7 protein-coding genes are annotated in these 17,388 nt (G+C 42.8%); 3 read left to right on the top strand and 4 right to left on the bottom strand.

Annotated features, from left to right (window positions below):
- Positions 1-9: 9 nt before the first annotated feature.
- A complete protein-coding gene (locus V7M78_RS11290; protein ID WP_333649519.1) occupies positions 10-3,663 on the bottom strand; it encodes a hemoblobin-interacting domain-containing protein in 3,654 nt (1,217 codons plus the stop codon).
- A 176-nt stretch (positions 3,664-3,839) separates the two neighbouring features.
- Positions 3,840-4,931, bottom strand: coding sequence for a PTS transporter subunit EIIC (locus V7M78_RS11285; protein ID WP_333649517.1), 1,092 nt, complete (start codon positions 4,929-4,931; stop codon positions 3,840-3,842).
- 756 nt (positions 4,932-5,687) lie between these two features.
- On the opposite strand from V7M78_RS11285, the gene V7M78_RS11280 reads away from it, so the two are divergent.
- Positions 5,688-5,912 (top strand): hypothetical protein, encoded by a 225-nt coding sequence (locus tag V7M78_RS11280; protein WP_333649515.1) that lies wholly within the window; start codon positions 5,688-5,690, stop codon positions 5,910-5,912.
- A 110-nt stretch (positions 5,913-6,022) separates the two neighbouring features.
- Here the strand turns inward: V7M78_RS11280 and V7M78_RS11275 are convergent, their stop codons facing one another.
- Positions 6,023-7,471, bottom strand: a complete 1,449-nt coding sequence (locus V7M78_RS11275) for a hypothetical protein (RefSeq protein ID WP_333649513.1) — start codon at positions 7,469-7,471, stop codon at positions 6,023-6,025.
- Positions 7,472-7,725: 254 nt separating this feature from the next.
- Between V7M78_RS11275 and V7M78_RS11270 the strand changes: the two genes are divergently transcribed.
- Positions 7,726-12,183, top strand: a complete 4,458-nt coding sequence (locus tag V7M78_RS11270) for a DUF7601 domain-containing protein (RefSeq protein WP_333649511.1) — start codon at positions 7,726-7,728, stop codon at positions 12,181-12,183.
- A 17-nt stretch (positions 12,184-12,200) separates the two neighbouring features.
- Here the strand turns inward: V7M78_RS11270 and V7M78_RS11265 are convergent, their stop codons facing one another.
- The gene (locus V7M78_RS11265) at positions 12,201-12,416 is read right to left on the bottom strand and encodes a hypothetical protein (RefSeq protein WP_333649509.1); all 216 of its coding nucleotides are present in this window, start codon (positions 12,414-12,416) and stop codon (positions 12,201-12,203) included.
- A gap of 106 nt (positions 12,417-12,522) precedes the next feature.
- Here V7M78_RS11265 and V7M78_RS11260 point away from each other — a divergent pair, with 106 nt between their 5' ends.
- Positions 12,523-17,151 (top strand): DUF7601 domain-containing protein, encoded by a 4,629-nt coding sequence (locus V7M78_RS11260; protein WP_333649507.1) that lies wholly within the window; start codon positions 12,523-12,525, stop codon positions 17,149-17,151.
- Positions 17,152-17,388 lie beyond the last annotated feature (237 nt).

Below are 17,388 nucleotides of genomic sequence, written 5' to 3'. Positions count from 1 at the left end.
ATTCACTTTCTATTCTCCGGCTGCCCCATCAGCCACTTCTCTGGCATCACCGTTTTCTTCCTTCTCTTCTTCCTGCTCTTCTCCCTGGCTCTCAAAAGTGTCCTCCCCGGTTCCCGTTTCTTCCCCAGGTTCCCCGGTCTTGTCTTCTGCGTTTTCTTTCCCGTCTTCTCCCTCGGTTTCTACCGTTTCGTCCTTACCGTTTTCTTGCTGGTTTTCTTCTGCTTCCCCGGTTTCTTCTTCAGGTTCTTCGGGCTTATCTTCCTCGGTGTCTGTTATTTCTTCCTCAGGGGCTATGGGGTTCTCTTCTTTGACTTCCGCTGCCGAAGCAGTCCTTCCCTGAATATCATTTTCAGGGTCAAACAGTTCAACCGTAAAAGTCAAAGTCTCGTAGCCATCTACTTCAATAACCACTGTATTTTCGTCTTCTGTAAAGGCAGTTGCTGTAAAATCAAGGTATTTCACTACTCCATTGACCGAATATGTCTTATATAGATTTTCTGTGGAAACAGGCCAAGGCCAAGATGAAACCTTCTTATAAGAAATTCCGTTAACCGTAACCGTCTTTTCTGCATTGAGATAGTCCTTTGTCGCCTTTTCATCTGTCACATCAAAGGTCACCCGATAATATGCCGGATCCCAAATAGATCCTTCCATATATTCTGTCTTCTCTACCTCAGGCGCCAGCTTGTTATCTTCAACCGGGCCCGCAGCAGCTTCCATGATTTCAAAGGTCAGAGTCTTTGCCGTATACCCTTCCGCAGTCACCAGAACAGTATACTGGCCGGCCTTCTTAAACAGATTCTTCTGAAGTGCGAAAGAATACTCTTGCTTTTCATAATTATCTTCGCTATACAGGCCGCCCTGCCCCTGGAGAGTCACATTTTTTGACATTTCATCCGGATCAGTCAAGGTCACACCTGTCAGGTTCTTCATAAAATCACCGCGAAGCTTCGTCTGGCTTGCATCGGCCTCATCAGCCGCAGCATTGATGTAAACCTTCTGCCCCATATGGTAGATTGTTGCATCCTCAGAATCTTCTTTTTCAGGATTGTCAGCAAGAGAAAGGTCAAGCCTCTCCAATTCCCTAACCACATTCAGGACAACGGTCTGATCCTTATACCCTTCTGCCACAATTCGCAGCTTGTGTTCCCCTTCTGTAAGCTGGAGCCTGCCGCCGCCTGTTCCCTCTGTTTTTGACAGGATGATAATACTCTCCTTTTCCTCTCCGAACTTATACTCTGTAATATAAGAATCACTCCTCAGAGCAATTGCAGAATCATTAAGATAAAGGGCTGTAATTTTGGAAATGTATTCCCCATCTTTATCAGAAGTCAGTACCAGGTCCTCCCCCAGATTTCCTTCCATTCCTTTAAGAGCCGATCCCGGCTTTCCTATTATGGAAAGAAGCCTTTCAACTGCTCCCAGCTTTCCGTCTTCCAAAACCCGCTTGATCTGATACGGACGGTTTGCAGTCTCTCCTCCGGTCTGAATCTCCTTATATTTCTCAAAGGAAAGATATTCTCCGGTCTCCAGCTTTGCATCCTTCACTGAATTTAAGTAATGAGTGAAATCATAGAAAGTCTCAGCATTTTCATCCATAACAGACTGTGCCTTCTGATTATACCACCATTGTACAACTGCTTCGCTTTCCTCGCTGACATGATTGATCTCATGTAAAATCAATGCATTTGCCAGCAGGTCATGGTCAAATATCAGGTATCCGTTCATCTGGGAGCCGCCGGAAGAGCCGGAACCGCCCTCATCAGGTATAACAACGGAAGCGCTGGCCATGGCATCAATGGTGTAATTTCCTGCCATCGCCTGAATGCTGTAGCCCCCTGCTCCGCTTTGGGAGCTGCTGCCGACTTCCACCTTCTTCGTCATCGTCTGGTAACCGGTTGCATATACAGTAATCGTGTATATACCGCTTTCAGTGGTGATTACATTGTCATCCGGGTCCGTTCCGCAAATATGAAGCATGGAGCCAATCTCATAATACTCTTCCGGCCATGCGAGAGATTTGACTTTTCCTGACGGCATAGTCATATCCACCCTGTAAATAGGAGACAATATTTCTGTACCAAAGTTTTCTCCAGCCGGTCCCACAATCTCAAACGCAAAATCCTCTCCCTGCTTGGGACTTGGATTGAGGTTATTTAAGTTCATCACAAACAGCCTGTTGTCCACAAGGTGAAGGGGTACGTTCTTGGTTGCCTTGCTGTATCCGGAAGACAAATTTAACTGATAACGTCCCCGGGCAAAAAGGTTGGTTTGGGGAAGCCCAATTGTAATCACACCTGTCTTTCCAAATTCTGTTTCAATTGAGGTGGTAAAAGTAAGGTTTTTGTTCAGAACATTGTTTTCTGTACTCAGAGCCTTAATGGTTTTCAACTGGGCAAACCAACTCTCCTGTGCCTGGGTCTTTAACGCCAGCTTGAGCTGGATTTTGCCTTTTCCATCCGGATCAATTAAGGTATCCGGCAAGTAATAATCAGAAGGAACTTCCGGAAAAGCTTCCTGAAGCTCTCCGCTTAAATAAAAGGTGGTTTTCTCTGGATGTATGCGCACATTGCCATCCCGGTCATAATTATCCAGGTGATAGTCAAATACAGATATGGGACCGTTTGTCAGAATAGCACTGGGAGCCGAATCAAGATTTCCCATATCTGAAACACCTGATGCAGAACCATTTCCGATCTTTACTTTCTGTTCTTTTCCATCAGAATCTCTGGTAACCGTAAGGGTTCCGGGCTTCCATAAGGTGGTCTGCCACTTCACAACAGTTCCGTCATCATCTACATTGGCGCAGACATCTGTAATGTCCATCCCATCCACACTGACGGTATAATCATCTATGCTTCCTTCCTGGAAAACAATGACTGCATATTGTATCCAGCCTAAATCAACCAGTTTTGTCTTTTTTTCATTTACAAAAGCAGACTTTTCTTCCTGATGGTTGTTTTCTCCATTCTGATTATTTCCATTATCAGTAGAACTGCCGCCGCCCGATGAGCCGCTTCCCCCTGAGGAGACTCTTCCAGTACCAGAGGCTGCTACTCTTTTGGCGCTTTCTGCTTCAGGTGTTGAAGCCAGGCCCTTTCCTGCCTCATAATGAACAGTGCCGTCAGAATCTGCCCAGCGGCCATCTCCATTTACAAAAAATCCATCCGGGGTTGTCTCGCCTATATACAACCTTCCCATGTCTGCTCCGTCACCGGCATGAAAATAATAACAGTATCCGTCAATCCACTGCCAGCCTGTCTTCAGTCCTCCAAGGGTTCCGTCATCAGCCGTATTAAAAAAGTACCATGTTCCGTTGCCATCCTGATACCAGCCGGAACGCATCTGCCCCTCCGTACCATCGGCGGAAGTGTTCATATAGTATTTTGTTCCCTTTTCATCCTGGAACCAGCCTGTCATCATGGTTCCATCTTCCGGATTGAGATAATACCAGCCCGATTCCTTCTTAATCCAGCCAAAGCTTAAGGCTCCTGAGCCGTCGTAATGCTTCCAGCTTTCATTCTCATATTTCCATACACCCTGCGTGTATGCGCCCCCCTGATTTCCTGCAACTCCCGCCCAAACTGTACCAATCTGTGAAAGTACACAAGCGGCTGTTAACAGTGACACTGCCGTTTTTTGAATCAATTTCTTCCTGGCCATACCATCCTCCTGTTATATAGTTAGTCATGTCTAACCGATGCCTTCACATTATATTAAGGGGATGAAGTATTGTCAATGAAGACGCTTGGGACAGAATGAGTCTTTTTCTCAACAACTCCCTTTTGAGAATTTTAATACCATAAGGCCCGAACTAAGCCGGGCCTCCTTTGAAAAGATTAATCCGCCTGAGGTGCTTCATCTTTTGCAACGTCATATTTTAAAACCATTGCCAGCGTAAATGCAGTCAAAAATCCAACCATGCAGCTTATCACATACAACCCAAACCCGTTCCCAAGAAACACAGGCAATGTAACCAGACTTGGAAATGCAAATGCCATGGCCTGGGCTCCGGAAAGTCCTGCTACAGCACCGCCCACTCCGCCGCCGATGCATACCGCAATCATAGGCTTTTTTAAGGGCAGATTCACCCCAAACATGGCCGGTTCCGTGACGCCGAAGCAGGCTGACAGTACGGCTGATAAACAAATGGATCGGAAATTTTTATCCTTGCTTTTTAAGCATACTGCAAGTGCTGCACCCGCTTGGGCAAATACCGCCGGCCCGATTAAGGCCAATATAGTATCAGAACCCTTCACGGAAACATTATTCATTGCAACCAGCACAAGGCTCCAGTGAAATCCAAAAATAACCATGGGCTGGATCACTGCTCCTAAAATCCCTCCGGCAATCATGGGACTGATCCCGTATAAAAATTCATAGGCTGCTGCCATCCCATCCCCTATAACATTTCCAATTGGCCCAAACACAAACAATGTAACCAGTCCCACCACTATGATACAGATTAAGGGTGCTAAAAAGCCTTTGATCATATCAGGCAATATTTTGTATGCCAGCCGTTCCACATAGGAAAGCAAGCCTGCTGCAAGAATGATGGGGATTACGCTGGAATGATAGATAACGGCCTTCATGGGAATTCCGGCAAAAAAAATGCTGGTGCCTGCCTCAAATAAATCCGTTAAGGCGGGATACAAAAGTACCCCACCGATGACCATTGCTATAAATGGGTCAGAACCAAACTTCTTTGCCGCTGTAAATGCCAATATAATGGGAAGAAAATAAAACAAACTGTCTGCCATGGCATTTAACACCACGTAGGTTTCCCCCGCCCCCGACAGAATATTTGCCGCGGTCAGAATAGCCAACACCCCTTTTAATATTCCCGCCGCGCTTAACAGATTGATAATCGGGAGAAAAATCCCCGAAACGCCGTCAATGACAACACTTATTACAGACTTTTTTTCTTTCATAAACACCTTCTCCTGTAGTGAAATTTTTTATATAAAACTCACTCGGCCATGAAACGCTGCAGGGCGGCCATAACCCCTCTATGATACCTGGTATTATGATACCTCTTAACTTCGCCAATGTAAACACAAGATGCATCACAGAATAAAATATCTATATATACAACGCTCATTGTTAATGTCTTTCTTTCCTATAACCGGACAATCAAAAGAATTTAAATTTTCATATTTACACAATTGGTTCATTGTTTTATAATGTCATGAGTAAGGTGTCTTTTCCCATATTAAATCTTATTTTAATCTTTATAATTTATTTTTAAATCTTTTTATTTTTCTTATTTTTCCAATAAATCATTTTTAAATTACATATCATAAATTACTTCCAAAAACATCATTTCTATATTCCATTCTTGAAACCATCTATCTGAAATGTTATAATTCTCATATAGTATTTCATTTGCAAACGGTAAAACCTGAGCCTTATATGACTTCACAGATGATGTTCTGCGGAAACTATATTTCATCCGGATATCATCAATGATACCCCCTGCTATTGATATGGATTTAAAAGCTGTAAGGGAGGTTTTATTATGTGGAGGAAAGTCTCAAAAGAACAATATACTCATCCGATATGGAGTCAGAATACGACGAACATGCCAAAAGGCTGCTGTCTCATAAAATTATTCTGGCTCATAGAATATTTTATCAGAAGAATTTAAAATACCAATGGATACAGATATGGAAAGGAGGATCAGTTTTATGTGTAATTTAGGTGAAGGAATTGCAGAGGATGCAATGGAACGTGGTTGGAGAAAAGGGTTGGAAAAAGGTATCGAACAGGGTATAGAACAGGGTATGGAAAAACTAATTGTCAACTTCCTGAAGAATAACAACCATGTAAGCGTAGCTGCAAAAATGCTGGATATACCTGAAACTATGATTCTCTATGTCGCTCAAAAAGAAGGCATTGAAACCCTGAATTAAATCTACAACACCATATTCACCGGCTCTCCATACAAAAGTACAAGCTGCGGTGCATCAGATAATCCATCACCTGATGCACCGCAGCCTGTTTTCATTCTGTATTCTATTATCTAAAAATCCATCTCATCGGATTCCTCTCCCATTTCAAAATCAGCCATGACAAAGCTTCCAGACATTTCGTCAAGATAATTTTCCCATAAGTCCAGACTGAAATCCATCAAAATCATACCATCGCCATCTATCTCTTTTTTCAAAATATCATTGATTAGATCAGATTCAAAGTAATGGATCTTTTCAGACTCATATTTACTGTCAATCATATAAATCAAGCTGAATCCCTTGGAGCAAAGGACTGCCGCTTTGGGAAGTTCACTGTTTACCACTCTTATCTTGTCAGAACTTTGTTCATTAATGGAAACATTAAACCGGGTCAAGTACGAAATTCGTTCTTTAGACGGAAAATCAATAGCACCCACAAGTGGAACAATGGCCTTTCCGGTGGCGCAAAAGCCAAGCATGGCATCAATAGTCACGTAGAAAATAGTATCCTTGTCCAGAATATTTCGAAAAAGAGACAAAAGGCTTTTTTTCACATACTCCTCACTTCTGGCACGTTCCAGTTCTTGTTCTGTAATCAAATATCCTATGGATATAAAATTGTATACAGCATCAATCTTCCTGTCAATCAGCTTGGAAAGAAGATCCGGATCTGCTTTCAGGGCTTTTCTTGCTTCTATCCCATTATAGCTGACCTTCTTAGCTTCTCTCTTCATAAGAGAATTGTAAAATGAAGTCAGATATCCTCTGTGAGTGATAAATGTCATAAGAGGGGTTCCATCAATCTGGAAGCTGAAAAGCATGAGGAACCGGCCCCTCAAAAGGAAAAAGGTGCTGTTTATCTCTTTCTTGACCTGCCATAAATTTAAATCAACGCTCTTCTGGCAGTTGACAATGGTGGAAACGACATCGATATCATAATTCTTATCCGCCTCATCAATAGAATGAGGTTCAACGAACTGATTAAGCAGAATATCCTTCTGCCTCTTAGATGTCAAAAGTTTAATTCTGGATAAAATATCACCATAAATCTTATCAAACCAGGGAAGGGTACTGTAAAGTTCCATAGGAACCCCTTCCTCTCTGGTTAGGTAGTCTGAAACCAGCACACAGAACATATTCAATATGGTCTTTTTTCCAAGAAAGCTGGCTTCTCTGTCAGAATATCCCAGGCTACCGTTATTTTCCTCGTCAAAATCTTTGTCAAACGCATATTCAATAGCATTGGACAAAAACATTTCCAATTCATATTTAGAACTAAAATCATATAATACCGGAAAAATACGTTCAAATTTCAAATAACAAAAGTCATCGTATAAAATCTCAGCAAAATAACCAGCAGCCATCTTACTGAAGGCTCTTTTCTCTTTTAAAAAAGGGAGCCTTCCTCCTTTTAAGATTTTACTTAATCCGCTTGGAGTCATATTCATGCTGAGTGCAAAATCTGTCTTTGATGCATGAGAAATATAAATAAGTTCCTCCAATAATACACCCGTTTTCATTGCCATTCTCCGTTCTTTCTCTTTATGGAAATTATTGTAACATTAATTTTTATTTTTGTCTATTTTGTTGTAACTTTTTTCAACCAATTTCAAGCATTAAAAATAGTAATCCTATATAATTCATATAGAATTCTTTTACATAGGTAAAATATCTTATGATTAAGAAAGAATTACTTCACTATAAAGCAAAGTTCACGACTGGAAATGAGATTCAAGATCCGGCAAAAAGGCTTTGTAAAAAGGAGGAATGAGATTTGAAAAGAAAGAAACAAAAGAGATTTATAAGCTGGCTGCTGGCTATGCTGCTGGTGCTGAATGTGTTTCTGCCTGCTGTCAATGTACAGGCTGATGAACCAGGTGCACCGGCTGAAAACGTAATTACAATCAGCTCTGACGGCGATGTTGCCAGCCCTAGCGACGCGACGAAACCAGAGACTCCAGAGGAAGAAGAAGATGGCGATACTGATGTTCCCCTGGGAACTCCTTCGGAAGGAACAAAGAAAGACCCTGTTTCAGCATCTCCCCCGCCAGTTGCGGCACCGCTTAATATCGAACCACTGGCTAGTGTTTTAAGCTTACTCACATACGAAGCAACCGTGAAAGTAGATGGAAACACATTTCAGCCTGATGCAGAGATGACTTTCCCGGATGGGAAAGATATTAGCATTGAGTTTGAGTTTGATCCTTTTCCAGTATCTGTTGACGGAGGAACCGGTGTTGTAAATCCAGGTGATACTGCAATAATTAATATGGGCAAGGGGTTAAGAATCCCTATAGAACCACTTTCCATTCCTTTGCTGGCACCTGGCAATATTCCAGTTGGTACTGCAGTCTTATCCACTAACGGTTCCGGCGAAGTCGTAGCCAACATATCATTCCAATGGGATTGGGGAAACCAGGCTGGTCAAGTTAACGAAAACACTCCAGCAATCAGCGTCGGTTTTAACGCAAATCTGAAATATGATGAAAGCAAAGCGGACGAGGAAGATGGCAAAAAATTCATTACAGTTTTGGACAAAAAATTTTATGTCAAAGAACCGGTTGCTCCAACTACATACGAGATAAATAAAAAGGACGGCGAGATCAACTGGGTTACTAAGACCATTGAATGGGAAGTTGAAGTCACTGCAGAGAAATCGGGTCAGCCTGTGAATCTGGATGGAGTGACCTTCTCGGATAATTTGACCAATGTCGGAGAATATCTAACCGGCTCCTTTAAAGTCGGTGCTACCGGCGGCACGCTTACGGGTACAACGCCTGACCAAACAGCTCCGCTGATTTATAATTTCCCGAATAATACAATGTCTCCGCAAACTATCAAATTTGAGACGAAGATCAAAGATGAAGACTTTTATTTGAATACCTCTAAAACCATTACCAATACGGCGCAGGTTCTTAAGGACAGTAAAGTAGAGCACAGCGACTCCGGTACAGCCACTTTGATCGCAAAACGCTGGATTATTAAGTCGGGGAAACCAAATACACCGCAGAGTGGGGAGATATACGATCCCACCAACCGTACAATTACATGGACTATCATTGCCAACACGGCGGGAGTAGGGCTTAACAATGTCAAGATTACAGATTCCATTCCAAGCGGTCTGACTGTTACATCTGCCACATGGTATAAGGGCGATACAAGTGATACTTCCGAGGAATCTTCACTTTGGACAGACCCACAAGGTATTACCGCTGTAAATAATATTTATGACCTCGGTAACATTACTACTCCGGTTAAGCTGGTGATCGTAACCTCCGTACCAGATGACTCCAGCACAACTGAGTCTAAACCCTACAACAACACAGCCTCGATCACATGGGATGGTTTGGGAACACATGGACCGATTGACTCAGAAACAGTAGGTATTGGCATTGGATATAACCCTATCACCAAAAGCGGTCAACGAATTGGTTCCAATACAGACCGTAACATCAAATGGACCGTGACCATTGATCCAAAAGGACAGAACTTTGGTTCAGATATTAAGGTGTATGATTTACTCGTCTATGGAGGTAACGATATTACAGGAACCGTAGATGGCTTACCTGCAGGCATTGCTCTCAATAACCTCACTCAGAGACGTAACCAAAAATTTGTTACAGGTTCTTTTGATGCAACGCTGGGAAATCCGAATTTCGTTACGGTACACACTCTTTCTCAAGGAGGTGTGGCAGTTGCCGATTTGATAGAGTTTTCAGTCGAATCCGACAAGAAGAATACATTTACATTTAATTCACAAGTGGTTAATCCGGCAGTCTTTGCTAAAAATGGCAGCGAAACAGTCACTAACACCGCATCTTTGTTCCGAGGTACAACAAAGCTCAATTCTGCTAGCGCAAATGTACCCTACAATACCAAGCTTTTGAACAAAGAGATCCTTAATGGAAATGAAGCAAACAAGCAGGGCCCTGATGCAAATAACATCGGTACTGCAGCCAACGGCTTCGACCACGTGAACAAGACTGCTATTTTCCGCATCAGTGTCAACTCTGACAGTCTGAATCTTACGGGAGGCAATATTGACAGCGGCCCTGTTAAAGTAACAGATACTCTGCCTTCAGGCTGGGTATTCGATACAAGCTTTAATAACAAAGGATACAAGATTATTGAGGGCACAGGCGGCAATGATTCTATAATAGCCACTTCGACGGAAGTTACCGGGAATGATCCGGTTGCAGTATTTTCCCCTGATCCCGCTATGGCGAGCGAGGTAACCTTTACTTTCACTACACTGGATAAACCTTATGTTATTCTGGTGAAGGCAAATCTGACAGAAGAGAAATACAAGGAACTTCTGACAGCAAATAATCCCAATACTCCGCATCTTAACACCGCAACTCTGAGAGTTGATAAGTGGGATTTAACTAAAACCGACACACAGAATGTTACAGTGAATACCAAGGTACTAGATAAAAAGTTTGTGTTTAATGATACTAACGCAACTTTGACCTGGACAGTAGAGTACAATCCTTTCGGGCTGGATATCTCAGAAAATATGACACCAGTATTCATCGAAGACACCTTATCTGAAGGCATTGAACTGCGTATTAATTCTGACGGAAAGCCTCTATGGCAAAGCGGAGTTCAGACAAACTTTACACTTACTGAATTGACTGTGGGGGCAGATGGCAGTATACCGGCAAATGGTACTCCTGTTCCACTGTCAGACGATATCATCACATATAACGCAGCTACACGCACACTGAAATTCAAGGTTCCTGATATTACTAAAGCATACCGCCTGACTTATATAACTGATATTACCCTTGAATCAAATGGCCCTGTCAACAATTCAGTTAAACTGACAGGAAGCGAAGTAGATGGAGACGCAACAAATGTATCACACCCAGTTATTTATAAAGATGGATGGGCCAACCTTCAAAAAGGCGGCAGCGTGGAAATCACCAAAGTGGATGGTTCCAGCACTGCTATCCTCCCGGGTGCTCAGTTTACCCTGTATAACGGCACGACAGTAATCCGCCAGGGCGTAACAGGTTCTGACGGCAAGCTCAAACTACGGGCTGTACCAATAGGCACTTACACCCTGAAAGAGACGGAAGCACCTGACAACTATAAACCTGATGTTAAAACCTACCAAGTGGTAGTCCGTGAGGAAGGCAGTACAGTTGTCACTTCTATTGACGGAGGAAGCAACACCATCACAGTTGAAAACTTCCAATCAAATACAGTAGGAGATCTGACTATCAGAAAAACTATTGCAGGTAATGGTGCAAAGATCGAAGATTCATTTGTTTTCACAGTGACCTTTAATGTTGCCGGCCGCTATCCTTACATGGGAGACGGTATTCCAAGCGGAACCATTGCAAGCGGTGAAACAATTTCCTTAAAGGGCGGTCAAAGCGTCACCATTTACAATATTCCAAATACTGCAACCTATTCCGTAACTGAAGCGGATTATAGCGGTAATGGATACGATAAACCTGCTATTACAGGTGACGGAGCAACAGGCACTATAGGAGCAGGTAAAACTGTTACTTTCACCAATACAAAAATTCTTCCGGGAAGCCTGGTAATCAGCAAGACTGTTCTCGGAAGCGGCGCTGACAAAACAAAGAAATTTAATTTTACAGTAACATTCAATGCAGAAGGAAGTTATTCTTACAGCGGAGCCGGAGTTCCAAACGGCACAATTAAAAGCGGAGACACCATCGCTCTCGCAGACGGAGAAAGCATCACCATAATCGGACTGGCGCCTGGAACTACATATAAGGTAACAGAGGCAGATTATACTTCTCAAAGATACAGTACCGCCAGTACCAATGCAGAAGGTACCATAATCTCCGACTCAGGTATAACTGCTGCATTTACCAACACCTATCGAAGACCCTCAAGTGGAGGCGGCGGTGGCAACGGTGGCGGAAATCCAAAACCACCAACAAACCCAACTCCCACACCACCCACGCCAACTCCAACACCGGAACCAGTAAATCCCGGTGAAGTACCACAAGGCTACCTGCAAGGCCCTGACGGCAATTACTACACGCCTCAGCAGTTATATGATATCTTCGGACAGATACCTCTTGGCTTTATGGTAGGTCCCAATGGAATGCTTGTTCCTCTTGGCGGCCTTCCAAAGACCAGTGATGACGTATCACGCAGCGTAGTTGTTTTCGGACTGCTTTCCATCTCAGCACTTTTGGGTATGGCAGTTTCCGTCAATAATCTTCGGAAAAAGCACTCCGACGAATAAGCCCTGAATAACATTTGTTATATGAACATAGAAGGAGGAAAACCATTTATTGGTTTTCCTCCTTCTATATTAATGTACCTACTCTTTATCCCATATCTTCTAGTTTTTTCTATCTCTGGAAATTTTGGTGACATATTTTTATTTTTCCACCAATTTTCTCGTAACTTTTCTTCTAACTTTTCAAGTGCAATACATATAATTCCTATATAATTAGTATAAATTTGATTTTGCATAGATTAAACCTTATGCCAAAGTATTATTTCATATAGAAAACAAAGTCTGAACCTTAAGGCTGAAGTAAAGTACATAAGCCGCTTTGTTTAAAAAGGAGGAATTAACATGAAAAGGAGAAAACAAAAGCATAAACGATTTATGAGCTGGTTATTGGCCATGCTGCTGGTATTGAATGTGCTTCTTCCTGCTACTACGGTCCGTGCAAATGAACCCGAAACTTCGCAGGAAGTGACATCTATCATTAATGATGAAAGCGACACCACACACACCGATGAAACAAATCAAGAAACGGCCTCCGAATCAGAAAATACCGGAGACCAACAGGAAAGTTTAAACGAAGAAACTCAAACTCCTTCAGAAGATGAAAATGAACAAGGCTCGGAAGAGTCTGAAGCTGCAAATGAGAACGGCGAACAAGGCTCTGAAGAATCTGAAGCTTCAAACGAGGGCAGCGAACAAGGTTCTGAAGAATCTGAATCTTCAAACGAAGGCAGCGAACAAGGTTCTGAAGAATCTGGAACCACAGACGAGGACAACGAACAGAGCTCAGAAGAATCTGAGGCTGAAAACGAGAACAACGAAAATACCACTGGGGAAACGGATGGTCAGCAGGCAGTTGATCCTGTAAGCCCAGCCCCTCAAATTTCACAGTTGCAATTTGAATTACTGGCAGATGAAAATGTAGAAGAAAAACTTGATTATGAAGCATCTGTAACAGTAGACGGAACTGTTTTTGAACCTGATACAACACTGGAAATCAATGACGGAGAAATTATCGACATTGAATTTCATTTTACGAAGATCCCGGTATCGTTTGATGGAATCGGTGATATTGTAAAACCTGGAGACAAAGCTGAAATCTTAATAGGAACAGGCTTAAAAGCAGTAAGCGGAAAAATCCCACTAATAGTAGAAGGTACTTCCATCAAAATCGGTGACGCAGAACTGAAGGAAGAAAACGGCCAGGTAATTGCCTATATCGAATTTGACTGGGACTGGGATGAAATCAATAAAAACGCCTATAACCTTGAAGCAGGTTTCAAAGTAGGTTTGAAATATGATAAAGACAATGCCGGCTCCGGCAATAATGATGAAAAGATCATCACCATTTTAGACAGAGATTATTTTGTTAAAGAACCGATTGAATTCAAGCTGACGAAAAAAGGAACCCCCAGCATAGCCGAAAAGGCGGTCATATGGGAGGTTACCATTGAATCAACCCCGGATGGATCAGATTTAGGCGGGTTTAAGTTTTCAGATGATTTATCAACTGTAGGAAAATACCTCGCCGATTCATTCAAGGTCGGAGGACAGGATATGACACCCGATGGGGAATCAACAGAGTACTCTCTGGTTTATACCTTCCCGGAGGGCCAGACGGCACCCCAGACCATTCAGTTTTCCACTGAAATTCCCGAACATCAATTTAACTCAAATGCTGAAGAAACCATCGCAAACCAGGCCGGCCTTCGGGCAACAGCCAGCGAAGCAACAAAATCAAACAAAGCAGAAGTGAAACTTCCGGGAAAAAGATGGATTACAAAGAACGGAGTTCCCAATAAAGATTTCGGAAGCTATGACCCTGATGACCGGGTAGGCCGTGAAATCACATGGACTATCGTTGCCAATGAAGAAGGTTTTCCTTTAGAAAATGTCACGATTAAAGATGTATTGGGGCCCAGCTCCGGAAGCAAAGTGCAGACAGTTAAGTCCGTAATCTATACAATCGGAAACACCACTGTTGAACTCGATGCCGCACAGCTTGCCAAATTTAACTCTGCCGGAGGCTCATTATCTTATAAAGAAAATGACCCGAACAGCGTATACGTTGAGGAATTTAAAAACCTTAATGACAAAGTTACAGTAACCATCGTAACCAGCATTCCGGATGATCCGGATGGAGTTTTCGAAGTAACAAATTACACCAACAAGGCTACCATCACATGGAAAGGCAACGGTACAGGAGCCGGTACCGGTAATGTCACCGTAGGAATCGGTTATCCGTCTCTCCAAAAAAGCGGCACACAGAAAAGTGACCGCAAGATTGAATGGACTGTAAACTTCAATCCCAGGAATCAAGGCTCTGGTTTTACCGGTGATCTCAAGATTTACGACTTGCTGGTTCACGGCAATACTGAAATCGATGATCTTACCCAACTGGACGGTTGGCCCAGCGGTTCTCCTGCCACTATTCCACAACGGATGAATCAGAAGTTTGCAGGCTGGATCACTCCTGCTCCCATAAGTTCCTATAATCATATCGAACTTAAAAACTCAAACGGAGAAACATTGGCTGATTTATTGATCGTATCAGTGAAGCACGATGAAAATACTACTTTTAAATTCCAGTCACAGGTAACAAATCACGAAATATATGCCGGCAATGGTACAGAGGATGTTCTTAATACCGCCGCATTATACAACGGAACCACCAGGCTGGCCGCGGCAACAGGTACAGTGAAGTATAACAGCAACATCTTAAGAAAAGGGATTCTCTCATTTGATTCAAATGAAGATCCAAGCAAGGCAGGTAACAGCTCTAACGGTTTCAATCACGAAACAAGAACAGCAATCTTCCGCTTAGATATCAATAACGATGTTTTGGATTTCGCACAACTGAGCGGAGGCAATATCACAGTAACAGATACTCTTCCTGCCGGATGGGTATTTGACAGAACCTTCAACAACAATAAAGGATATAAAATATTTGAAGGCATTGACCTTAATACGGAAGCTGCACCCGATATGACAGCAGCTTTTGATCCGGACAGCGATTCTGCTTCAAAAGCTTTATTCACCTTTGCGAACCTCAATAAGCATTATGTCATTCTCGTGCAGGCGAAGCTGACCGAGGAAGCCTATGAGAATCTTTTAAAGAGCAATGCAGGTACGGTTACTGTCGATAATCAGGTAAAATTATTTATTGAAAACTGGAACCTCACTACTTCTACAGTCAAACAATCCGTCACAGTCAAAACCAGGCTGCTGGATAAAAATATAATAACCTATCCCAGCGACTCAAGCCGGTCCCTGACATGGCAGGTCAAATACCAGCCTTTTGACATCAAGCTGAAAGAGCTGGAGGATTATAAAGATGTGGAAATCATAGATACATTCCAGGAAGGCCTTGAATTACCGATCAGCAATACGGGCCAGCCCATTTGGGAAAACATTACCATTACCAAAATGGAAATGGGGGCCAATGGCGTATATCAGGATCAAACAGGAGAAAATGCAACCCTTAATCCTCAAGATCATATCACCTATGATGCTGCAACACGTACCTTAACATTTAAGGTTCCTGACAGCAACCAGGCCTACCGTTTCACTTATGTAACATACATTACCATAGATAAAGGCAAGGTCAAGAACTCCGTCACGCTGAAGGGAAGCAAGGAAAACTTAACGGATACAGAGGTTGAGTATGGAGTCGAATATAAACATGGCTGGGCCAATATCCATTTGGGCGGACACATAAAAATCACCAAGATAGACGGTTTCTCCCAGGAAACCCTTAAAGGTGCAGAATTCTCCCTGATTTCAGAAGAAAACGGAAACGTAATCCGGCTGGGTGAAACAGACGAAAGCGGTATCTACACAATATCCGCAATCCCCCCAGGCACCTACACACTGACGGAAACAAATCCACCTGCAGGCGGCTATGCACCTGCTCTCAAGACTTACCGTGTGGTGGTAACGAAAAACGGCAATAGTGTCACCACGGTTATTGACGGCAGCGAGACCAATGAAATCACAGTTGAAAACTTCAAATCAGACGATTTTGGAAAACTGACCTTTAAAAAGACCGTAGCCGGTAAGGATGGAGAAACAGACAGGGCATTTAATTTTAAAGTGACCTTAAGTGCAGAAGGCACATACAACTACATCGGAACAGGTATTCCAAACGGAACCATCGCAAACGGAGACATCATTTCTCTGAAGCATGGTCAGGGAATTACCATTTACGGGCTTCCAAAAGATACGGAATATTCAATTACTGAGGAAGACTACAGCAGTTTCGGATATACAAAAACCGTTACTGGTAATCCAAATGGTAAGATTATAGCAGACAGCAGTACAGAAGGCGAAACTTATGAAGTAGTCTTTACCAATACAAGAACGCTTCCGGGAAGCCTGGTAATCAGCAAGACCGTTCTCGGAACCGGAGCTGACAGAACAAAGAAATTTGAGTTTACAGTAACCTTTAACGCAGATGGCAGATATCCTTACAGCGGACCTGGTGTTCCTGAGGGAGCAACCATTGCCAGCGGCGAGAAGATCACCCTCGCAGACGGAGAAAGTGCCACCATAACAGGCTTGCCAGACGGCACTGCATACAAGGTAACAGAGGCTGATTATTCGTCACAAAGGTACACCACTGTAAGCACCAATGCAGAAGGCACCATAGAAACCAAATCAAGTGTAACCGCAGCGTTTACCAACACATATAGAAGACGCTCAAGCGGAGGCGGTGGCGGCGGCAATCCATCAGGACCCAGACCTGGAAATCCATTGGTTACTATAGAAGGAAATGTACCAACCGGAAACATAGGCGGAACCCAGGAAGAGCCGGAAGAACTGGTTAACATCGAAGGAGATATTCCATTGGCAGGCTTGCCAAAGACCGGTGACAGCATGTTCGGCGTCCACGCAGCTTTAATATTATTCATCTTCTCTGCCGGTATGGGAATATTTGCTTTCTCAATCCTGCTCCGGAAACAGGAAGAAGAATAACATATAACAAAAATACACCTTCTCAGGCGAAAGGATTCTCCCTTTCGCCTGAATTTTTGCGATCTGCATGTACATATATAAACTTTTTATAAAAATTTTTGTTATAATCTCCCTTATATATTAAACTTTTTGTGAACATTATAAAATTTCTATTGAAGAAAACCGACAAAACATGTATAATTAGAACATATTAAAAGGTGGCCATCTTTTAAAATAAAATGTTAAAGGAGTTACGAC

The organism is Lacrimispora sp., assembly GCF_036758025.1.
Lineage (GTDB): Bacteria > Bacillota > Clostridia > Lachnospirales > Lachnospiraceae > Lacrimispora.
Note: the sequence above shows the minus strand (reverse complement) of the source record. Positions and strands in the feature narration are given on the sequence as shown.